Below are 21813 nucleotides of genomic sequence, written 5' to 3'. Positions count from 1 at the left end.
GACTAGTAGATTGAGCCTATGCGAGTCCACGTAGCCGACCACCCCCTGATCACCCACAAACTCACGGTTCTCCGGGACAAGCGCACCCCGTCGCCGCTCTTCCGCTCCCTGGTCGAGGAGCTGATGACGCTCCTCGCCTACGAGGGCACCCGCGGCGTGCGCGTCGAGCAGGTCACCGTGCAGACGCCGGTGGCCGAGGCCCGCGGCGTGCAGATCAGTGACCCTAAGCCCCTCGTGGTCCCCATCCTCCGGGCCGGGCTCGGCATGCTCGAGGGCATGGTCAAGCTCCTCCCGACCGCGGAGGTCGGTTTCCTGGGCATGGCCCGCAACGAGGAAACCCTCGAGCCGACGACCTACGCCGAGCGCCTGCCCGACGACCTGTCCGACCGCCAGTGCTTCGTGCTCGACCCGATGCTCGCCACCGGCGGTTCGCTGATCGCCGCGATCCAGTTCCTCTTCGACCGCGGCGCGGTGGATGTCACGGCGATCTGCATCCTCGCCGCCCCGGAAGGGCTCGCCGCCGTGGAGAAGGCGATGGCCGGCCGTGAGGTCACCATCGTGCTCGGAGCGGTCGACGAACGGCTCGACGAGCACGGCTACATCGTGCCCGGCCTCGGCGACGCCGGCGACCGTCTCTACGGGCTGGTCTGATCCACCGCCCCTCCATGACCGCAGGACCTGCGACGAACAACACGCCGCAGGCCCCGCGATTCACGAATCTTTGATTGAATAGCGATTCGACACGGAATCTTTTGCGGTTTCGTGATCGATCACGGATCCTCCGATCCGTCCCGGCCCCGGCGAACGTGGTGCGCGTCACACCGCGTCACCCGGGGTCACAGAATTGACACACGCCGTAACAGTGGGCTTTACTCGCAACTATGACAACGAGCGCACGCCCCCTGACCTCCTTCGAGGCTCCCGGGACTGCCGGCATGATGATGCCCGGCAGCTGCTCCGCGTGTTGCCGAATGTCCCGCTAACCGCGAACCATCGCCGAGTTCCCGCCACTGCACCAGCGCCAGGTTGAACTCCCGCTCTTCCCCGACTTCGCCCCGGGCCGCACCGGCCACGCCTCGCCGAACCATGAATCGCCTCTCGCGATGGTTCCCCCGCATCATCACACCAAGGATTCCTCCCATGTCGCTTGCACACATTGACACCGCCCGCTCAGCTCAGGCCGCCCGCCTCGAGCAGGCACTCGACCAGGCCCCCGCCGCCCCCCGCATCCGTGCCGTTCCGGACGGCACCCAGGCCCGCGGGTTCGTACTCTACGTCGGCATCGACGAGGCGAAGGCGGCCGCGGCCGGGACCAGCCTCGGCCGCATTGTCGAAGCGCTCAAGGCATTGACCCATGAGCTGGCACCGGATGCCGAGACCCACGCCGCGGTCGCCCTGGCACCGGCGGGCGCCGGCGGACGCGATGTGGACGTCGTGCGGCTGGCCCTGCAGGACCCGGCCGCCCTGGCCAGGCACCGCAACGAGGCCGAGGACCCCGACCGGGCGCCGGGCGGCGTCGTCGTCGACATCTCCCGCAAGCGGGTCATCCTCGACAGCGAGACCGCGGCCCTCACCTACAAGGAATTCGAGTTGCTGCAGTACCTCGTGCTGCGAGAAGGCCGCACCATCGAGCGGGCAGAGCTCATCTCTTCGCTCTGGAACGCCGCCGACGAGGAAGACGCACCGAACGAGCGCACGATCGACGTGCACGTGCGCCGCCTGCGCGCCAAGCTGGGCCGCTACGAGGACATCGTGCGCACCGTGCGCGGCGTGGGCTACCGGTTCGACCGGCACGCCGACGTGTCGATCCGCCAGTCGAGCACCCCGAGCCCCGACGTCTTCTAGGAGCCTGCGCCACGGGCGATGGGGATGACGTTGGGGACGAGTTCCGTGCTTGCGGTTGGAATCACCCTGGGTTCCCTTGTCCCGCCTCAGACGCATAAGAACGTCGTGAATCGTCAACTTTCCCCCTGCGCTGATGCTACTGGGTTCAGTGTCACCCCTCCCCACTCCCGAACTCTTTTGCGGAACCGTCACCGGGACGCGAATCCGTCCGAGCGATGGCTCAGGACTTGCTCGCCATTGAGAGCGGGGCCACCGATCGCATTGTGGTCAGTCGAGTTCGTTGGTGTCGCGGAGAATCTGTTCGTGGTCGCGACCGCCGGAGAAAATTCCGATGATGGCCACGGTCTCATTGAGGATGGAATAGGCGATCACGACGCGCTTCCGAAAGCCGATCGTTCTCAACCCGGGGTGGAGGTCCACCCTCGCCACACCGCGGTACGGGAAGTCGGACAGGCCTTCACAGAAAATGACGATCGATTCAGCGAAGCCCGCCGCGGTGGCAGCAGACCCTGCGTCGGCGATGAAATCGTAGACATCCTCGAGTTGGTGAAGTGCTTCCCGCCGGAAGACGACCCCGTCGTGGGTCACTGCTGTTCGGCGTGCTTCGCCGAAAGCCGCGCACGTCGTCGACGCCGACCACGGCGGAGGAATCAGCCGCGAGCGCGTCATAGGCACTGACAACCTCCTCGCGAAGCCAGGACTCGAGCACCTGGTCTCGGGCGAACAAGGTGCGCAATCCATCTCGGATGACTTCGCTCTCACTCGCGTACGCGCCCGAACTCACTCGCTGACGTAGCGCGTCGGCCATCTCGTTCGGAAGGGTAATGCTCAGCTGCCGTGTTGTGCGCATGGTTGCTCCCCGCTTTAGTAGGACTAAATCCGATCCGATACACGGTGCGCTTCGGAAGTGAAATCGGCGAGAAATTCTGGTGAGGCCACTCACCTGCGTAATCATTACGCACAGTTCCGTTACTACTAGTTGCGTATCCTGGCCAGCTCTGTTACGTTACTAACAATTACGTAATAGGGAGTTGGTTTTGATGTCCGAGTCGCTGATGGCGCCGCGCCGCACCGGTGGCCGCGGCAGCGACATCGGGCGCCCCCGCGACCCAGACATGGATCAGGCCATCTTGCGGGCAACGATTGCGTTGCTCTCCGAGGTCGGCTATGTCCGTGTAACGGTGGCAGAGGTCGCCCGGCGGGCGGGGGTGAGTAAGCCAGCCATCTACCGGCGGTGGTCGCAAAAGTCCCAGCTCGTCGTCGAGGCGATGGTGACCCAAATGCGCCCTGGCAAGGATAACGATTCCGGCAGCGCCGCCGACGACTTAGTGGCCCTGACCGACCAGCTGATCGATGTCCTGACCCGGACGCCTCTCGGCCGCGTGCTGCCTGGTCTGGTGGCCGAGATGGCCGCCGATCCGGTGCTCGCCGCCAGCTACCGCAATCTGATCATCAAGCCAAACCTGCGGCACTGGCGTGCGGCGATCGCGCGCGGAATCGCCTCCGGCGAGCTCTCCGTCGATACGGATGTCGACTTTGTGCTCAATGCGCTCGTTGGCCCCCTGTATTTCAGCTTTCTGATCACGGGAGAGCCCATCGCGGCCGGCTACGCACGCGCGGGCGTCAACCTTGTCCTCGCCCCTTACAAAACCGCTCCCAGCTAACACCCGTACGTCGGCACCTCCCGTTGCTTTGCGCCTTCAGGTGACCGCGCGGTTCTAACGGGCCTGCGCTCCACAGCGCCCGCGCAAGTCGAACGCGCTCACCGCACGATCACTCTTCAACCCATAGCATCTTCCGCCAGGACAACACATGACCAACTACCCGACCACGAAACCCCTCCAGATTCGCTCCGCGACAGCCGACGTCGGCCGGATGAACCAGCGCCAACTGACGAAGCTTCGCCGCACCCGGCTGGGGTTCATCTTCCAATCCTTCAAACTGGTTCCTGCGTTCACTGCGGCGGAGAGCATCACGTTGCCGCTGGACATCGCCCGCAGGCCGGTCGATCGTGCGCACTTCGATAGGGTCGTGGCCGCAGTGGGGCTGGAGTCACGTCTACAGCATCGCCCCAGCGAGCTGTCGACCGTCGTCGGCCTTGTTCTTGGCGTTGGCGTTGCCGTTGCCGTTGCCGTTGCCTCAGTGATGCCGACCGTGTTCAACGGGGTCGGCTGGACCACGCTGGCCATTCCCTGGGCGCAGCTCGCCGGCATGCTCATCCTGCCTGTCGTCGTCGGCGTGTTGGCCGCATTGTGGCCATCATCATCCCGTGCCGCCCGACTGCCCGTTCTCGACGCCGTCTCATCCGACTGAGTCACCACCACCAGACCGACCCAACCCAACCCAACTCAACCCAGCCCCACGAAAACGAAGGCACACACCATGTCAGCCACGCGCACGGACCGCGTCGAAAACTATTTCCCTCGCCAGCTTCGGGACGCGACCCCGATGAGAACCTTCATGCGGTGGTTCGTCGTTGTCGTGCTTGTCGGGCACGGTCTCATCCATCTGCTCGGCGCAGTCAAAGGGTTCGGCTGGGCGGAGGTGGAGGCTCTTACCGAGCCGATTGAACCTGCGCTCGGCCTGTTCTGGCTGCTCGCCGCCGTCGTGGTCGTAACGACCGGGGTGCTGCTCGCAGCCCGCAATCGCTTGTGGTGGGTCGCCGGCACTATCGGCGTCCTGATCTCGCAGACCGCAATCCTGACCTCATGGAGCGACGCCCAGACAGGCACACTGGCAAACCTTCTGCTGTTGGCCGCTCTGGCCTACACCTTCGTGTCCCACGGTCCAACGAGTTACCGTGCCGAGTATCGGCGTCAGGTGCAGGCCGCGCTCAGCGAAGTCCAACCGCGTTCAGGCGTGGTCGTGACCGAAGCCGACCTGGCTCACCTTCCTGGGCTGGTCGCCGAGCACGTCCGTCGCTCCGGGGCAGTCGGTCAACCCCGGGTGTCCTCGTTGCGCGCCCATATTCACGGCCGAATACGTGCCAATGCGACGTCGCGGTGGATGACCTACACCGGCGAGCAGGTCAATACCTACGGGCCCGCGCCGACCCGGTTGTTCTGGATGGACGCCACAATGTTCGGCCTGCCGGTCGACGTCCTCCACGTCCTCGTCGGGCGCACCGCCACCATGCGCGTCAAGCTGTGCTCGGTGCTGCCGATGGCGAACGCCGCGGGGCCGAAAATGGACCGGGCCGAAACCGTGACACTTTTCAACGACCTCTGCATCCTCGCCCCCGCGGCGTTCATTGACGCACCCATCGACTGGCAGCCCCTCGACGACAGCCATGTCCGCGGTGTTTTCACCAACGGTGCGCATACTGTGACCGCCGACCTGACCTTCTGCGATGGCGATCTCGTCGACTTTATCTCCGACGATCGGATGAGCACCTCTTCGGACGGCTCGACCTTGACCCCTCAACCCTGGTCGACACCCCTGAGCGACTATCGTTCCTTCGGCACTCGGCGCCTCGCCACGCGCGGGGAAGGCCGTTGGCATCCCGCAGCCCCACTGGACAAATTCGTCTACTTCGAATACAACCTCGACACCATCACCTACACCCCCTACGCCACAGCGGGCGGCGCACCAGCCCGAGCTCGAAGGTCGGTCGAATACACCAAACGGGTCTCGTTGCGCAACGTGTTCGCTCGCCCCAAAGGGTAACTGGAACCGCTGGACGGGCCACAGTCAGTCAATTGCTCGAATCGTCCAGGAGGCACGTGTTGAACCTGCCGGCTCAAGGACCTGCAGGTTCACTCCAGAGTTGAAAGCATCCGGCGGACAGGTCATCGGCTCCACGGCTAGTCCAATTCTGTCAATGGAGCGTTCGCTTTGATCAGCGGTGTGCACCTGAACCCAAGGGCATTCGCTGCCCCAGCTCAGCGCCACACCACTACCCGCGTTCGTCGTCACTCGAACGGTCGCCGTGCCTTCCTTGTCCCGGTCGATGCCAGTGAAGGCCTGGTCAATAAGGGTGTCATCGATCGCCCGAGGCCTGCGAAAATCAAGGGCAGCAAGATCTCCAGAATTGATGTCACGCAGGCGAAGGGGAATGAGCCGGCCAGGAGTCACGGTAAGGATTCGATGGGCTGGGAGTTCGAGCATCCAATCGTTGACGCGGCCCTCACCGGCGACAAGGTAGGGGTGTGGAGCTGCGCCAAAGGGGGCCGCGTTTGGTCCAACATTCAGTGCCGTCACTGTCGTTTGTAGGCCCGTTACGTCAAGGGCGAATTCGATCTCCACCGTCACCTTGTGGGGATATCCAGGTTGCGCCTCAATGGTTGCCGAAAGGATGAGCCGATTGGACGCCTGTTTAACAGCCTCGAAGTTCAGCCAGGACACGAGTCCATGAAGGGCGTGTCCCCTGGATGGCTCGGTGATGCTGAGTTGTTGCTCTACGCCACCAAATGTGTACCTTCCGTCGACGACTCGGTTCGGCCACGGTGCGAGAATGGCGCCGCGGAAAAAGGGTCGCACCTGGTTAGCCTCGAACGGCACGATGAGGTTCCGTCCGTGGTATTGGAGTGATCGGATGCTCGCGCCGATGCTCGCGATCGATGCGGTGTAGCCGTGAGCCGCGAGAACGAATTGGGTTCCTGACAGCGGCGTGCGCAACATGGAGTTAGGCGGGCGCAAAGGTCGGATCCGGATCCGCGATTCTGTCGTGGGATTCGAGGGTGTACTTCTGATCGAGGGGTGCGTCGATTCCGGTGATGATCGCGCGCAGAACATCGAGGGGGAGCTTGGGCGTGCGGTCAGGGGTCACTAGCCCGTTTGCTTCCTGCAGGGTGTCGGTGAGCTGGGTGTAGCAGTAGCCGGCAAGGATTGTGCTGGCGTGGACGGCTTCGAGAATCGTGCGGAATTGTGCTTGGAATTCAGCGGCTGACTGCGCAGTGGAGTAGCCCCACGCGTCATCCAGCGACTCCGAGTCCGTTTGGAACTTGATGCCCCCAAATTCTGTCAGCATGATCGGCTGGCCACGGTCCGGTTCCTCGGAGAGTCGCAGGCGACGGCCGCTCGGGCCCATGCCCTCGAACAGTTTTCGTGCTGATTCTGCGTCTGCGTACCGCTCGCGGAGGACAGGTCCGCTTGCCTCGTAGTCATGAATCGACCAGATGTCCGAGTCGAGGTGTTCCCATCCGTCATTGGAGACGACCGGGCGGGAGCTGTCGAGGGCCTTCGTGAGGTGGAAGAGTGCCCGGGAGTAGTTTTGGATCGCGTTGTCATGTGCGATGTGCTGGACGCCCCAGCTCTCGTTGAGAGGGACCCACGTCACAATGCTCGGGTGTGAGATGTCTCGAGTGATGATCTCGGTCCATTCCGCAGTCACTCGACGGATTGCTGTCCTGGAGAACTCGAAGACACTGGGCATCTCGGTCCAAACCAGGAGGCCGAGCCGGTCCGTCCAGTACAGGAAGCGCGGATCCTCAATCTTCTGGTGCACTCGCGTGGCGTTGAAACCTAAATCCTTGATGAGCTGCGCCTCCGCGCGCAGGGCGTCCGCCGAGGGACTCGCCAGGTGCGATTCCGGCCAATAGCCTTGGTTCAGCACAGATCGGAGATAGTATGGCCGGTCGTTCAGGAGGAAGTGTCCCCCTTCGACGGCAACGGAGCGTAGACCGAGGTACGAGCCCACGGCATCGACGCGAGCCCCCGCGCCATCGGAGAGTGTGACGGTAGCGTCGACCAGCCGCGGAGTCTCGGGACTCCAGAGAAGCTGCTCGTAGTCTTGGCCGTTGGTCTGCCTGGCGAGTGAGATGGTGCCTTCCACGCGAGTCCTGTTGGCCGATATGGCGAGGTCGCCGATCGTTACGCCTTTATAGGTCAGGTCCACTTTGAGAACCGTGCCGGGCCTAGGTAGACGGTTGAAGGTGACCGCCACCTTCACCGTGCTTGTAGCCAGGTCAGGATGCCAGCTCAGGGTTTCGACCGCTACTCTTGGGACAGCCTCCAGCCAGACGGGCTGCCAAATTCCCGTTGTCCGGTGATACCAGATAACGTGCGGGTCCCGCTCCCAGTCCTGCTTCCCCCGGGGTTGTGCAACGTCACCGGGCAGATCCTCGGCCCGCACGACCAGGGATTGAGTGAGCCGATCCTTTGTCAGCGCCGCAGTGGCGTCGAAGCTGAACGGCGTGTGACCACCTTCATGTTCGCCAAGAAGGATGCCGTTGAGCCACACGTTGCAGCGATAGTCGACCGCACCAAAGTGGATGATGAGCCGCTCGCCCTGCGACCCAAGTCCGGCTTCTTTCAGGTCATCGATCCCGATTTCACAGTGGTACCAAACCACCGAGTGAAAGCCCGTGTCGTGGATACCCGACGCCGGCGACTCCGGTGGGAAGGGAACTATGATCCGGCGGTCGAAGACCGGGTTGAACTGCCACCCTTCCGCCAGCCCCTCGTCGTTGTCGTCGAAACGGAAGCCCCACTCCCCTGACAGGTCAGCCCAGACAGGACGCATGAGCTGCGGCCGCGGATACGAACCGTCCTGTTCGCTGGCGGGGAAGATGCTCGGGCGGCTCGAATCGACGGTGTTGTCCATGTCCGCAAGTTTGCAACATTTTTACAGCGCTGTAAACATGTGTCCGGACTTTTTTTGGTCAATGGCAGTCGTGCCGGATCCCGCGGCGCGAGAATGGCTATCTGATCAGGGAGCACTCTCCCGAAGAACGAGAGCATAATCCACCAGCCGATGTCGGCCCAGTCCCGCATACCCCGCGATGCGCTCCTCCAGCATGTCGAGGGCCACAACAGCGAGCTGCTTGGTGTCGGGTGCCACCGTGGAGAGACTCGGGTAGGTGCACGCGGCCATCGCGATGTTGTCCCATCCAATGACGGCCACATCTCCGGGAACTGAGAGCCCACGTTCCTGAAGAGCTCGGAGTGCGCCGATTGCCGCAAGGTCATCCCGACACACCAGACCGTCGAATTTCACGCCCCGGTCGAGCGCGCGACTCACTGCCACCGCCGCATCTTGGGAACTTATGGCATGACTGGCCATGAGAAGTGACGAGTCAACTCTGATCCCGGCCCGCTCGAGCGCCTGCTGGTACCCAATTAGGCGCTGACTGGATGTGGCGGACTGCTTGATATCCTCTTGACCTACGAATCCGATCCGCCTCCGCCCTGAGGAAATCAAATGCGAGGTGGCATCCTCTGCGGCCCCCGTGTTGTCGATCATTACGTGGTCAACGCTTAGAGGGGCAGCCCCTTCGCCCAACAGAACCAGAGGATCGTCCTGGCGATGCTGCGCGATCTCGATTGTCGACATGATCGATGGCTGGAAAATCACCCCATCTACGAGGCCAGATTCGCTGGACGAGACCACGGCCCTCTCACCCTCGAGAGTGCCATCCGTTTGCTCCAGCAAGAGTCGATACCCACGTCGCCCGGCCTCACTCGACACAACCCGCGCGAGTTCGGAGAAGTAGGGCAAGCTCACATCGCTAAACGCCAGCGTCAACATCCCCGTGCGCCCTGTCACCAGGCGGCGGCCCAACACGTTGGGACGGTACCCAAGTTCATCGATGGCCTGCTGCACACGCGTGCGCATACCGACACTCACGTGGGCGTAATTGTGAATGACATTGGAGACGCTTTTCATCGATACGCCGGCCAGCTTGGCCACGTCTTCCATTCGAACCACGCTCACGTCCCTCCCTGCTTCCGGCCGGGCCCGGACCATCTGGACCGGACCCTCGGGATGACTCTATCCACGGATCAGCCCAGATGCGGCGCTTCTCGAAACACTTGACAATCAGACTTACAGCGCTGTAAATTTTTCCCTGAGCCGCTCGAGTGGTTAACGATCGAACGGGGACATCCAACTCGCCGGCCACGGCCTGGCGGCATCACTCAAAGGAGAGCACGGGAAATGAAGAAACAATCTGTCCGACGCGGGCTCGCGGTCGCGGTCGCTCTGGGCGCCAGCGTTGCCTTGGCCGCGTGCAGTAGCGGAAGCGGGGCACCGCAAACGGCCGGCGTCAGCGGAGCCGATTACTCAGGCCCCGCAGTCACGATCAGCTTCTGGAATGGTTGGACAGGTGGCGCCGCTCCCGTCCTCGTCCCCAAGCTGGTCGACCAGTTCAACAAAGAGCACAAGAACATCGTCGTCAAGAACAACCCGCTCCAGTGGGGCGATATCGCCGCCAAGATGCCTCTCGCTGTGAAAGCCGGCAAGGGGCCTGACGTCGCCGTCGCACACGGTGATGACATCGCCACATACGCAGCCCAGGGCCTGCTCCTCAAGGGCGATGACATCGTCAAATCCCTCGGATACCAGGCGTCCGACTTCCCGGACGGCCTCATGGACGCCGGCAACTACGGCGGAACCCAGTACGGAATCCCGTGGAGCGTGACTCCGATGGGTCTTTACGTCAACAATGATGTTTTGAAGGCGGCTGGCCTGGATCCCGCCAACATCCCCACCGACAAACACAGCTACATGAAGGCGCTTGCCGCGCTCAAGACCGCGGGCGTTCAGGGCGAGTGGGTCGACGGGTACGTCTTCACCGGCACGTTCGAATTCGAGTCCCTGCTCTGGCAGTTCGGCGGCGACCTCTTCAACGATGGCGTGACCAAGGCCACGTTCAACTCCGACGCGGGTGTCCAGGCGCTAACGCACATGACCGACGTCATCAAGGCCGGTTACAGCCCCGAGAACGTTGCCCAGGATGGAAACATCAACGCCCTGGTGTCCAGCAAGACCGCCTTCAACTGGAACGGTGTCTGGCAGACCACGAACACCGCGCTGGACAAGGTCGATTGGACGGCCACGGCTGTGCCCCAGATCGGCACTGAGAAGGCTGTGTGGTCGAGTTCCACGCACTGGATGTTCATGAACAACAAGGGCCAGGACAAGAACAAGACCGCTGCTGCCGCGACCTTCGTGAAGTGGATGAACGAACACTCGAGCGGTTGGGCCGAAACAGGAGAACTTCCCGCCAACAACAAGGTGCGAAACGATCCGGCGCTCCTGGAGAAGTATCCGAACCTGAAGCCGTTCCTAGACGAGCTGCCCTACGCGCACTACGAAACGTCAGCACCTGGCATCAGCAACGCGATGGCGACTATCACGACCGCGGTCAACGAAGCGGTCCTCGGCAAGAAGACGCCGAAAGAGGCGCTGGATGACGCTGCCGCCAAGGCAGACCAGCTGCTCAAGCAGAACAAAGCCCAGTACGGTGGCTAATCTGGCCCCGATCGTCCCCGCCCTGCGGAGCCCTCGGCTCCGCAGGGCGGGGGGCAACAGGCGCACCGGAATCGCCTACGTCTTCCTCGCTCCCTTCCTCGTGCTCTTCGGCGTCTTCGTTCTCGCACCCGCCGTATACGGCCTCTGGATCAGCCTCCATAATTGGAACCCGCTCCTGCCCAACCAGCCTTTCGTCGGTTTGGACAACTACATCCAGCTGTTCACCCCTGGATCCCTGACCTCCGGAGATTTCTGGGCGAGCATGAGCGCAACCGGGATCTTCACCGTCGCCAGCGTTCCCCTACTCCTCGTCATCCCACTCGCGGTTGCCTCGCTGCTGAACCAGAAGATCAAGGGCGGGACAGTCTTCCGCGCCATCTTCTTCGCCCCCTACGTACTCGGGGTCGCCGTGATCGGCGTCATCTGGAAGTACCTCCTCGACCCGCAAGTAGGCGTGGTCAACCACGTTCTCGGCGCCTTCGGCCTCCCGGACAACACGCCGTGGACCGTGGATGTGCCCTGGGCCTGGATCTCGCTGGTCGGTGTCACCGTCTGGTGGACGCTCGGATTCAACACGGTCATCCTGCTCGCCGGCCTCAAAGGCATCAGCCCGGAACTCTACGACGCGGCCTCCATGGACGGCGCCGGCGTGTGGAAGAAATTCACGAACGTCACCCTGCCTGGCCTTCGCCCGGTGATGATGTTCGTCACCACCGTCACCATCCTGGCCTCCGCCAACATGTTCGGACAGTCGTACCTTCTCACCAAGGGCGGTCCGGGCAATCAGACCCGCACAGCCATCATGTACATCGCTGACCAGGGTCTCTCGCAGAATCAGATGGGTGCAGCTTCGGCCATGAGCTATGTCCTGTTTGCGTTCCTCGCCGTGATCAGTGTCATCAACTTCCGGCTGCAACGAGAAAAGTCGAACTGAGGAGTCCCCATGACTGCAACGAATATCGACCGACGGAGTCGGCTCAGAAGGGCCTCTCCGCGGGTGCTTCTCTACACGGCCCTCGTGCTCATCGCGTTGACCATTGTGGTTCCTCTGGTCTGGATGCTCCTGACCAGTTTCAAGACGGACTTCGATGCGATCAGCTCCCCTGCCAATCCCTTCCCCAGCCCCTTCACCCTCGAGGCCTACAAAACCCTCGCGTCCGGACAGCAACCGATATTCCGGTGGTTCCTCAACAGCATGGCCGCGGCGACCCTGCAGACGATGATCATCTTGATTACCGCGTCAGCGGGCGCCTACGCCCTGGCACGGCTCGACTTCTGGGGGAAACGAGTCGTCTTCGGTGCAATTGTCAGCACACTTCTGGTACCCCCCGTCATCTTCCTGATTCCGAACTACCTCATTGTTCAAAACCTCGGCTGGCTGGACACCATCCTGGCCGTGACCGTACCCGGCGCAGCGGGCGCATTCGGCATCTTCTTCCTGCGCCAGTTCTTTCTCGGTCTCCCCAGCGAGATCGAAGAAGCCGCCCGCGTCGACGGGGCTGGCGATTTCAGGATCTTCCTCCAAATCGTGCTGCCCCTATCGAAACCTGCGTTGGCCACGCTCGCCGTGCTGAGCTTTCTCGGGAATTGGAACGACTTCCTCTGGCCGATCTATGTGCTCCTGAGCCCAGAGAACCTCACCTTGCAACCTGGGCTCTCAATCCTTCAGGGCGCCTATTCCACCCACTACGGCATCATCATGGCCGGCGCCGTGATCGCTTCCGTCCCCGTTCTCATCCTCTTCACCCTCGCCCAGCGCCAAATCGTCGAAAGCGTGGCAAGTTCCGGTGTCAAGGGTTAGCGTTCGCACGGCAGGCCTATCTCTGTCCTCCGTTGCAGCAGTACTTCTACTTGTCGGCTGCGCTAATGGCGGGTCATTCGCTGGACAAGGGAACAGCCCGTTGCCCGAGGCCGGCCACTTCCTCATCGATCAGGACTTCGCCGACCCGGACGTGCTGACGACACCCGACTCCTTCTTCGCGTACGCCACCAATTCCGCCGCAGCGAACGTCCAAGTCGCGACGTCCTCCGATCTCGAACACTGGACTGTCTCACAAACGGACGCGCTTCCCGAACTGCCAGCCTGGGCCACGACCGGAAAAACTTGGGCGCCGGACGTTTCCCAAGTGGGGCCGAATCAATTCGTCATGTACTACGTCGCAGCGAGCGTCGACCCGGCAGCCCAATGCATCGGCGCCGCAACGTCTTCCTCGCCCGACGGACCCTTCACTCCGGTCGGTGACATCCCTCTCGTCTGTCCTGCCGACGAGGGCGGCGCGATCGATCCCGCGTCGTTCCTCGACGCAGACGGCACGCGCTACTTACTCTGGAAGAACGACGGAAACTGCTGTGGCCTCGACACCTGGCTTCAAATCGCCAAGGTCTCACCCGATGGCGCCCACCTCACCTCGACACCGACCAAACTCCTCAAACAGACCCTTCCGTGGGAAGGCCAGGTCGTCGAAGCCCCCACCCTCATCCGCCACGACGGCTCCTACGCACTCCTGTACTCCGCGAACGACTACTCGGCCGGCGAATACAAAATCGGATACGCAACCGCCTCATCCGTGCTGGGGCCGTACACAAAGCACGACGCACCCCTGCTCTCAACTACCCTCTCGAAGAACGGGTACTCCGGCCCTGGCGGCCAAGATGTCGTTCAATCAAAGAACGACACTGACAGCCTCATTTTTCATTCATGGAACGACTCACTTATCTACCGCGGAATGAACGCTGTAAAAATGAACTGGGCCAATGGCCACCCGGTGATCGAGATTCCATAGCTGCGAAATCCACGCGAACCAATTCTCTTTCCCAGGCCGCTCCCGCGGCTGACATGGCACTCCTCATCACGACGCACAGGCCTGAGTAACCTGCGCCCCAAGCTCCAGAGCCGCCTCGATCAAGCCGGGCGCGAACCCGCCCTCACCGGTGAGTTGAATATCGCCGGCGTCGATCTTCGCGAACAGTCCGTCCAGAGCACCGCTGTCGCGGAACTCCTTGATCGCTTCAGCGGACGCGATCTGAGACGGAGACACGGTGCCTTCGGCGATCAGCCCGGCAATCGAGACCAAGCGTCCCAACCGCGCCAGCCAGAGTGCCCTCGCCAAAACTATCCCGAAAGTGCTCTAATTTTGACACTTCCGGGGAGGGACTGAAAACAGCGTCCAGGACCGGCTGTGGGACATCGCCATCGAGCAGTAACAAGCCCTCCGCAACGCCCGAGCCCTCGGGCGGGATACCGACGAACAGCACTCCAGTCTGGTCCGGACATTAGAGAACCGGGCGTGACCGGGAATCCGTTGAGTGATCTTCCCGAGAAGGACAGACGGCCCTCAAACGCCTCGATGCTCAACCGGTGGGTTCAGGATGCCTAGAAAATTACCGGCCGAACCGGCTCACGGACGGGGTGGGTTCTCGCGTCTACGACCTGGAACACAAAATTGGACTGGCCAGCCGCGCAACGAAAGACGTGGATACCCTCTTCCGTGGGAAACTCGACGAATTTCTCCACGCCCTCGATGGCGCGTTGGCCGAGCCGTGGGGCGACATCACCCTCACTCGCTCCACCGTGTCGGTCATCGAGACCACCTCGCGCCGCGTCAAACCTCGAAGATTCCAGATTGTCCTCAGCCTCAAGGGCGTAACGTGGCGCCGAACTCACGTCGAAGTTGCCTTCCCCGAGGGCGACATCGCGGCCAGAGCAGCCGAAGCCACGGACCTTGGACTTCCTCCACGAATGTGGCCGCCCCATATCGTGAGTAATCCACCTCTCACCAGAGACTTAACCTCTCACCGAAACGGGGAAAGGCCACCTCGGAAAGTGCCCTGTACCTTGTTGCTGAGGCGCAGCCCGGGCACATGGAAGGCGTCAGCGATCGACTGAATTTGGCCGCCGGTTCTCCGATGGACAACCACTTCTTTGTGTACTCAACCAGCAGTCTCCCCCTCAAAGAAAATCAGCCGGCGCCGTGAGGCGAGCGAAATGATCGTGATATTCATGGCCTGCCCCAGCAGTTCCGCAGTACGACGCGAGCTGGGCAGCGGGATAGTCCCCGCTCACGGCCGGAGGCCGACGTCGACACGATCGTCATCGTGCATGATGGACGAGTGTTCATTCCCACCCGCGCGGCTGGCCTTGAGTCCCTCGCCGATTTCCTGCCCCGCGCGGGGAAAGACTACGCGCGCGACCGCAACCATGACACCGGTCCCGCCCGCGACAATGTGTCAGGGCTCTCGCCGTACCTCCGCCACCGGCTTCTGACCGAGCGGGAGGTCGTCTCGGCCGTGCTCGAGCGGCATCCGCTCGGTTCGTGCGAGAAGTTCGTACAGGAGGTGTTCTGGCGCACGTACTGGAAGGGATGGCTCGAGCAGCGTCCCGACGTGTGGCGGCGGTATCGTCGTGACCTGGCAGATCAGAGGCTCACGGGCGACTACCCATCGGCCACCTACGACGAAGCCATCGCCGGGCGCACCGGCATCGACGCGATGGACGCCTGGGTGCACGAGCTCGTCGACACCGGGTACCTGCACAACCACACCCGGATGTGGTTTGCGAGCATCTGGATCTTCACCCTCGGCCTGCCGTGGCAGTTGGGCGCGGACTTCTTCTACCGCCACCTTCTCGACGGGGATGCCGCCTCCAACACGCTCTCCTGGCGGTGGGTCGCCGGGCTCCAGACCCCAGGCAAAACCTACCTCGCGACGGCAGCAAATATCTCCCGGTACACCGACGGCCGGTTCTCGCCGTCGGGACTCGCGACATCGGCCCGGGCGCTCGTCGAGGAGCCCATGCCGTCGCCGGAAGCGATTCCACCTGCAGCATCCGCCCCGGTGCAGGGCCGTGTGGGGCTTCTGCTCCACGAAGAGGATCTGGACGCGGCGAGCCTCTGCGCCGAGCATCCCTGGCTCGATGCGACCAGCGGACTCGTCGCCATCGCAGGGGCCGCTGATCCTGACGCACGGTCGCTCGCGGGCGCCTCGGACGTGGTCCGTCGATTCACGGCGTCAGCTCTCGAGGATGGTGTCGTGCGGGCGTCGCGCGCCCTCAACAGCCCGGCGCGAATACTGCCCAACGTCCTCCCCGCCACGGTGCTCGAGTGGGCGGCGTCCGAACGTCTCGATGCCGTCGTCGTGCCTTACGCTTCGGTGGGCCCAGTTCAGGAAAGGATGCTGGCGCTCGACGCCGCGCTCGCCTCCGAGGCAGTGGCGTTCCTGACCGTTCGGCGGCGCTGGGACAGCCTCGCCTGGCCGCATGCGGCGCGGGGATTCTTCCCCTTCCGTGCGCGCATTCCCGGGCTGCTCCACCAGCAGGGTCTGTCAAGCCGGGACAATACCTAACCATCCACAGCGCCATCGGGGGTGTCAGGGGGCCCGCCGGACACACGGGTAACCTACGCCACCCCCGACAGAAGACGCTGATCACCTCACCGTGAACGGCAGAAAACACCAGCACTTGCCTCGGGCGCTATGCTGCGTCCGACGACGGCATGATCCGCAAAGAAAAAGGAGGACGATCTGCCGCCAGATGTGTTCTCTGCCGGGGTACAACGGGCGTTCGCTGACGCATACGCGCTGGTCCCCGCTGGTATGCACGATCGCGTTGCGTTCTTCGCGGACCCGGGCAAGGGCAGAACACATCACCCAGGGGGTGTTCATCACGGCCTGGCGCGACCGGGCGCGAGTGAACCTCAGCGGGGCACGTTTTCCGGTCGCATTGAACCGTATCGCCCAACACCACCTCGAGCACCGCCATCAGGCCGCCTCACGCCCGCCCTCACCGCAGGTTCGGCCAGACGGAGAACGGCAGCTAGCCCGTCGGGCGTTCCGGGCCAGTGTCGCTCGACGGCATAAAGGCCTGCCCGGCGAGTCGCGAAACGGAGAGCGAACGCGACCACGATGGCGTCATCCGCGTAGCCGAGAACCGGGATGAAATCAGGGATCAGGTCAATGGGTGACAGCAGGTAGGCCAGGAGAACGCCAAGCCGAATACGACCACCAACCGAAATGGATCGATCACAGATGAGGCGTTTCAGAAGCCGGGCGACGTCAGGGGCAAGGCGAAGGAGGTCACGAAGCGAAGCGCCGCCGGGATGCCGGCGCTGCTCGATCCAGAGGAGCAGGACAAGGGCCAGCCAGAGCATGAGCATCCCCCCCGAGCGCACCCAGAGCGATTCCGCACCAGTACTTCACGACTTCGGTCCGCAAAAATAGAGTCCCCGCTCGTCGAACAACATCGAGCAAGCGGTTGACGTCATGCTCTGATTCTTGCAGTGGAGACGTCATCCCTTCGCCGCACGTTCGCCCACCTGCCCCAGCTCACATTGCACGAAGGACAGGGGGCCAGCCATGCGCACCCTCGCGGAGTCAGGTCGTTAGACCCGCGGCTCTGTTACTGGCCCTGACTGAGTGTTGGCGAAGGCAGAAAGTAGCTCCCCGATGCGATGATCGCGATCCAGGGGGTGCCGAAGGGGCATTGCCGTATTGAGCCGGTAGGTGTTGCGGCGACCTTCGCGTTCGCGGTCCAGGTAGCCTGCCTCCTCCAGCTCGGTGACGATGCGTTGCGCCGCTCGCTCAGTGATACCGACCTGAACGGCGACGTCGCGTAGCCGCACGTTCGGGTTGTCCGCCACGCACAACAACACGTGGGCGTGATTGGTCAGAAACGTCCAGGTCGCCATCTCTCGATTATCTCCCACCCGACGAGCTTCTCTCCACACTCAATTCCCGACACTAAACATGTGCTATGTTTTTCCTGTTTTGTAGGTCGTGCTTCGAGAGGTGCTGATGTCTGATTGGCTTGTTGCGGGTGGTGTGACCCTGACGCCGTGGATCGCGGGGCTCTGCGCCGCGCTCCTCGGTTGGGCGGGGGCGAGCGGAGACAGGGCTGCCCGCCTGGCGGCGACCGTGGTCGGGGTCGGGTTCGTCGCGACTATCGTGATCGCTATCGCATCTGTTGCCGCGCCGCACCGGAGTGAGCAGGTGGTGTTCGGGTCCACCTCCGCGCACCTGGATGCCTTGGCGTTGATCTTGTCCGTGCTGGTGCTGGGACTCAGCGCGCTGATCCAGGTCTTCGCGATTCGCTACCTCCGCGGTGATCTTCGACAGGTATGGTTTGTCGTCGCAGCCAACCTGCTCACCGGTTTCACCGTGTTGATGGCATGCGCCGGGTCGGTGTCCCTGTTCACCGTGGCCTGGATCGGAGCGGGGGCGGCCCTCGTTGTGCTCCTGGCAACCTATCGGCCGCTTGCGCAGGCCCGCGACGGGATCCGGCGCACCGGATCCAGGTTCATGATCGCTGACACTGTCTTCCTGGTTCCTGTCGCCATCCTGCTGGTCACCGCCAAAGGAGATATTCCCCTGGACCAGCTTGGTGCCGTCGCGGAGTCGTTGCCCTTGCCGCTTCAACTGACCTGCGCCGCGCTGCTCGTGGTCGCGGCGTTAGCTCGGTCAAGCCAGATCCCCTTCCAGGGTTGGTTGCCGTTCACGTTGGCTGCGCCCACGCCGGTGTCCGCGCTGATGCACGCCGGCGTGGTCAACGCCGGTGCGATCCTGCTGATCCGATTCGCCCCGGCGATCGCGCCACACCAGGCCGTCATGATCGGGGTGTTCGTGGCCGGTGCCGTGACCCTGGTCTACGCATCGGCGGTCCGCCTGGTCCGGCCCGATGTGAAGGGCCGGTTGGTGTTCTCAACGATGGCGCAGATGGGGTTCATGATCATGGCCTGCGGTTTGGGAGTGTTCGCGGCAGCAATCTTCCATCTGGTCGCCCACTCCCTGTTCAAATCCACCCTCTTCCTCGGGGCCGGCATGGGGGTGCGACAGCACGCCGTCGACCGAGACCTTCCACCCCGAGAGAACTGCTCGCCGTTCACACTCGCTGCAGCCGTGACCCTGTCGGTGCTGGTGCCATTGGCGGCGCTGTCCGCAGCCGAATGGGTGTTCTCCCCCGACGTGTCAACGGCCAGCACCGCTCTACTCGTGTTCGTTGCCGTGACCGCCAGCGTTGCTCTGGGCACAGCACTGAGCACCAATTTCTCGGCCCGAACGTTCCTCACCGGCACGGCAACGATCGCGTTGCTGGCGTTCGGATATGTGGCCCTCCTGCAAATGTTCACGGCGGCATTGGAACCCGCGACCACCATCAACGCCGGCCCGGCCTGGCTGCTGGCCTTGCCCGCCGTCGGCCTCATCGCGGTCCAACTGCTCTCCCGCAACCCGCGCCAGCTTGCACACCTGCGTGACCTCGTTTATGCCAGGACCGTGACGACCGCCCTCCCCCGCCCGCCGGCTATTCCCCGCCCGCCAGTTGTCCCCCGCCCGTCTGTGACCACAGGAGTGTTGTCATGAATTTGATTCTTCGCGCCCAGGTGGCCACAGCCGCCCACGCCATCGTGCCGTCCTGGCCGGTGGAGTCCTTCATCGCGGTGAACCCTCTCGCGGGCCACGAACCTCGCCCGTTCGAGACCGCCGCCACCCCGGGCGTGGTCCTCGCCCGATCCCGCGAGGCCTACCTTGCCGACGCCGACCGCGGCCGCATCGTCGATGCCGACCTTGAAGCAGCCCTGGCCGAGCGTGTTCCCGAACTGGCCGGGAAGCTCACCGTCGGCGGAAATAGCGTGTCCGCGGTGAGCGTGGCGGTCCTGGACATGAAGAGCGCGCTGTGGAATTCCCCCGGCGCAACGGAACCATCGGCGCCCTGGCTGGACGAGTACCTGGCCACCTGGGTGTCGTCCTACCTGAACCCGGACCCGCTTTGGCCGATGCCGCACAAGCAGCAGGGCTTCTACCAGGCGTGGCGCGCTCTGGCCCGCCGGGACCCGTCACTCCCGCGAACGGCGCGCCGGACGGTGGCCGAATTGCCCGTCGAGCCTGACGCCGCGCTGGCGTGGGCGCTGGTCAAGCTCGGGGTCGCGGCGGAGGCGGTTACGGAGACGCTCCGAGCCGAGCTCCAGTACCTGCCGGGCTGGGTCGGCCATATCAAGTGGCGGGCCGAGAAGATTGGGGACATCGACCTGCTGTCCTACCTGAGCGTGAGATTGACCCTCCAAGCCGTCCTCGACTTGACACCTCTCCCGTCGTCACGCAAACCCCTGATCGCCGAAGAGGCGCAAACGACCCTATGGCACCGGGCCGAGCACGTTGCCCGGTCGATCGGCGGCAGTCGAGCAGACCGGGATGACATCGCGGCAGTGAGCCGGGTCTTGGCCACCCATCCGGTGCCCGACCACGAGCTGACGTGGCAGAAGGCCTACGAGCTGCACTACCGCGCCACCCTGGTGGCCTCCCTTAGGGACACTGATCCCTTCACCCCTCGTCCCCAACTGCAACTGGTGATGTGCATTGACCCCCGGTCCGAAGGAATGCGGCGTCACATCGAGGTCCCCCCCGACGTGGAAACGTTCGGGTTCGCCGGATTCTTCGGCGTCCCCGTGCGCTTCTCCCGGTACAGAGCCCGCGGGGCCGTGAATTCGTTGCCGGCCCTCCTGACCGCCCGCCACCACCTGACCGAACACCCGACGGACCCGGCGAAGGCTGACGACCACATCATGCGCGGCCGCACCCGGGACGCGCTCCGTCAGGCGACCCACCGTGCCGACTCCGGCGCAGTGACGCCGTTCGCCTTCGCGGAGGTATCCGGTTGGCTGTACGGCGCCATCAGCGTGCTGCGCACCCTTACCCCGACGTTGCAGGCACGAATCCACCGATTCCTGACCCCATCGACGGCCACTCTCCCGAGCAACGTGACAATCGTTGACGCGTTCACGCTGGAGGAGCGGGCCGCGATGGCTGAAACCGCGGTGCGGATGATGGGCATCGGCCAGTTCGCCCCACTGGTCGTACTCGCCGGCCACGCATCCGAGTCGATGAACAACCTGTACCAGTCAGCGTTGGATTGCGGTGCCTGCGGTGGCAACCCCGGGGCGGCCAACGCCCGCGCCTCCGCCGCCATCTTCAACGACCCCGGCGTGCGCGCCCTCCTCGCAGCCCGCGGAATCGATATCCCCTCCGACAGTTTCTTCATCGCGGCTGAGCACAACACCGTCACCGACGCCGTCACACTCCTGGACCGGCACCTCGTCCCGCAGAGCCACGTCCATGCGGCGCTGACCTTCGACCTGGCCCAACGCACAGCCGCCGGACGGTTGGTCAAGGAACGCGCCCATGACCTGCCGGGAGCTTCCCCACACTCCCCGGCCCGGGTGCAGGGGCGCGCCCACGACTGGGCGGAGGTGTATCCAGAGCTGGGGCTGGCCGGAAACGCCGCCATGATCATCGGACCGCGTCAGATGACCCGCGGCGTCAACCTGAACCGGCGGGTGTTCCTCCACTCCTACCAAACAGAGTTGGACCTGGACGGTGCCGCGCTGGAAACGATCATGACCGCACCCCTGGTGGTCGCCCAGTGGATCAACCACCAGTACTACTTCTCCGCCCTCAACCCCGTCACCCTCGGCGCCGGAACCAAAACCATCCACAACGCCATTGGCACCATCGGAGTCCTAGCCGGCCACGCCGGCGACCTGCGTCGCGGCCTGCCCTGGCAATCCGTCGGCCTCGGCGGCCAACTCTTCCACGAACCGATGCGCCTGACCGTCATCATCCAAGCACCCCTGGACAGCATCGGCCGCATCGTCTCCCGCAACCAGGTGTTGCGCAACCTGCTCGACAACGACTGGATCACCCTCACCGCACGCAACGACCCCGCAGCCCCCTGGCGGCGCTACACCCCGTACGGCTGGACGGCCGCCCCCACCGCACTGAAAGGAACATGA

19 protein-coding genes and 1 pseudogene are annotated in these 21813 nt (G+C 63.6%); 12 read left to right on the top strand and 8 right to left on the bottom strand.

The features are described from left to right. The first annotated feature begins 18 nt into the window (after positions 1-18). Both upp and E3O32_RS09795 read left to right on the top strand, forming a co-directional pair. Complete coding sequence (gene upp / locus E3O32_RS09800; RefSeq protein ID WP_134509016.1) at positions 19-651, top strand: uracil phosphoribosyltransferase; 633 nt, start codon at positions 19-21, stop codon at positions 649-651. A 489-nt stretch (positions 652-1140) separates the two neighbouring features. After that, complete coding sequence (locus tag E3O32_RS09795) at positions 1141-1845, top strand: winged helix-turn-helix domain-containing protein (protein WP_134509014.1); 705 nt, start codon at positions 1141-1143, stop codon at positions 1843-1845. Positions 1846-2112: 267 nt separating this feature from the next. Here the strand turns inward: E3O32_RS09795 and E3O32_RS09790 are convergent, their stop codons facing one another. Both E3O32_RS09790 and E3O32_RS17895 read right to left on the bottom strand, forming a co-directional pair. Next, a complete protein-coding gene (locus tag E3O32_RS09790) occupies positions 2113-2433 on the bottom strand; it encodes a type II toxin-antitoxin system RelE/ParE family toxin (protein ID WP_198417549.1) in 321 nt (106 codons plus the stop codon). Beyond that, complete coding sequence (locus E3O32_RS17895) at positions 2324-2695, bottom strand: ribbon-helix-helix domain-containing protein (RefSeq protein WP_478213460.1); 372 nt, start codon at positions 2693-2695, stop codon at positions 2324-2326. Before E3O32_RS17895 ends, E3O32_RS09790 begins: the two co-directional genes overlap by 110 nt. Positions 2696-2885: 190 nt before the next feature. Between E3O32_RS17895 and E3O32_RS09780 the strand changes: the two genes are divergently transcribed. The 3 genes from E3O32_RS09780 to E3O32_RS09770 all read left to right on the top strand — a co-directional run bounded on the left by E3O32_RS09780 (position 2886) and on the right by E3O32_RS09770 (position 5511). Continuing rightward, entirely contained in the window at positions 2886-3509 is a 624-nt protein-coding gene (locus E3O32_RS09780; RefSeq protein ID WP_134509010.1) for a TetR/AcrR family transcriptional regulator, read from the top strand. Positions 3510-3657: 148 nt separating this feature from the next. Beyond that, entirely contained in the window at positions 3658-4158 is a 501-nt protein-coding gene (locus E3O32_RS17890; RefSeq protein ID WP_420898106.1) for a hypothetical protein, read from the top strand. Positions 4159-4227: 69 nt separating this feature from the next. Further along, positions 4228-5511 carry a DUF6544 family protein gene (locus E3O32_RS09770; protein ID WP_134509008.1) on the top strand — a complete coding sequence of 428 codons (1284 nt, stop codon included), beginning with the start codon at positions 4228-4230 and terminating at the stop codon, positions 5509-5511. A 24-nt stretch (positions 5512-5535) separates the two neighbouring features. Here E3O32_RS09770 and E3O32_RS09765 read toward each other — a convergent pair whose 3' ends face one another. From E3O32_RS09765 to E3O32_RS09755, 3 genes are all read right to left on the bottom strand, one after another. Then, a complete protein-coding gene (locus E3O32_RS09765; RefSeq protein ID WP_174776502.1) occupies positions 5536-6465 on the bottom strand; it encodes an aldose 1-epimerase family protein in 930 nt (309 codons plus the stop codon). A 4-nt stretch (positions 6466-6469) separates the two neighbouring features. Then, the gene (locus E3O32_RS09760; RefSeq protein WP_134509006.1) at positions 6470-8389 is read right to left on the bottom strand and encodes a glycoside hydrolase family 2 protein; all 1920 of its coding nucleotides are present in this window, start codon (positions 8387-8389) and stop codon (positions 6470-6472) included. A gap of 105 nt (positions 8390-8494) precedes the next feature. Beyond that, positions 8495-9484 (bottom strand): LacI family DNA-binding transcriptional regulator, encoded by a 990-nt coding sequence (locus tag E3O32_RS09755; protein WP_241974748.1) that lies wholly within the window; start codon positions 9482-9484, stop codon positions 8495-8497. A gap of 237 nt (positions 9485-9721) precedes the next feature. Between E3O32_RS09755 and E3O32_RS09750 the strand changes: the two genes are divergently transcribed. The 4 genes from E3O32_RS09750 to E3O32_RS09735 all read left to right on the top strand — a co-directional run bounded on the left by E3O32_RS09750 (position 9722) and on the right by E3O32_RS09735 (position 13821). After that, on the top strand, positions 9722-11038 hold the full coding sequence (locus E3O32_RS09750; RefSeq protein ID WP_134509002.1) for an ABC transporter substrate-binding protein: 1317 nt from the start codon (positions 9722-9724) through the stop codon (positions 11036-11038). A 1-nt stretch (position 11039) separates the two neighbouring features. Continuing rightward, positions 11040-11972 (top strand): carbohydrate ABC transporter permease, encoded by a 933-nt coding sequence (locus E3O32_RS09745; protein ID WP_241974778.1) that lies wholly within the window; start codon positions 11040-11042, stop codon positions 11970-11972. A 9-nt stretch (positions 11973-11981) separates the two neighbouring features. Further along, a complete protein-coding gene (locus E3O32_RS09740) occupies positions 11982-12839 on the top strand; it encodes a carbohydrate ABC transporter permease (RefSeq protein ID WP_134508998.1) in 858 nt (285 codons plus the stop codon). Between the two features lie 100 nt (positions 12840-12939). Continuing rightward, the gene (locus E3O32_RS09735) at positions 12940-13821 is read left to right on the top strand and encodes a glycoside hydrolase family 43 protein (protein WP_166790819.1); all 882 of its coding nucleotides are present in this window, start codon (positions 12940-12942) and stop codon (positions 13819-13821) included. A 90-nt stretch (positions 13822-13911) separates the two neighbouring features. Here E3O32_RS09735 and E3O32_RS09730 read toward each other — a convergent pair. Next, positions 13912-14076: pseudogene (locus tag E3O32_RS09730) on the bottom strand (IS256 family transposase); the annotation flags it as partial. Between the two features lie 1072 nt (positions 14077-15148). Between E3O32_RS09730 and E3O32_RS09725 the strand changes: the two are divergent. Continuing rightward, entirely contained in the window at positions 15149-16378 is a 1230-nt protein-coding gene (locus E3O32_RS09725; RefSeq protein ID WP_134509187.1) for an FAD-binding domain-containing protein, read from the top strand. A 350-nt stretch (positions 16379-16728) separates the two neighbouring features. Here E3O32_RS09725 and E3O32_RS17885 read toward each other — a convergent pair whose 3' ends face one another. Together E3O32_RS17885 and E3O32_RS09715 are read right to left on the bottom strand one after the other, a co-directional pair. Next, positions 16729-17181 carry a YkvA family protein gene (locus E3O32_RS17885; protein ID WP_420898105.1) on the bottom strand — a complete coding sequence of 151 codons (453 nt, stop codon included), beginning with the start codon at positions 17179-17181 and terminating at the stop codon, positions 16729-16731. Between the two features lie 231 nt (positions 17182-17412). Further along, entirely contained in the window at positions 17413-17718 is a 306-nt protein-coding gene (locus E3O32_RS09715; RefSeq protein ID WP_134508993.1) for a helix-turn-helix transcriptional regulator, read from the bottom strand. Positions 17719-17824: 106 nt separating this feature from the next. Here E3O32_RS09715 and E3O32_RS09710 point away from each other — a divergent pair, with 106 nt between their 5' ends. Together E3O32_RS09710 and E3O32_RS09705 are read left to right on the top strand one after the other, a co-directional pair. Next, positions 17825-19387, top strand: coding sequence for a proton-conducting transporter transmembrane domain-containing protein (locus E3O32_RS09710; protein ID WP_134508991.1), 1563 nt, complete (start codon positions 17825-17827; stop codon positions 19385-19387). Beyond that, positions 19384-21813 (top strand): DUF2309 domain-containing protein, encoded by a 2430-nt coding sequence (locus tag E3O32_RS09705; protein ID WP_134508989.1) that lies wholly within the window; start codon positions 19384-19386, stop codon positions 21811-21813. The genes E3O32_RS09710 and E3O32_RS09705 overlap by 4 nt, the downstream gene beginning before the upstream one ends.

This window comes from Cryobacterium mannosilyticum (genome assembly GCF_004402705.1).
Lineage (GTDB): Bacteria > Actinomycetota > Actinomycetes > Actinomycetales > Microbacteriaceae > Cryobacterium > Cryobacterium mannosilyticum.
The sequence above is the reverse complement of the archived record's forward strand: the minus strand, read 5'-3'. Positions and strand labels throughout refer to the sequence as shown.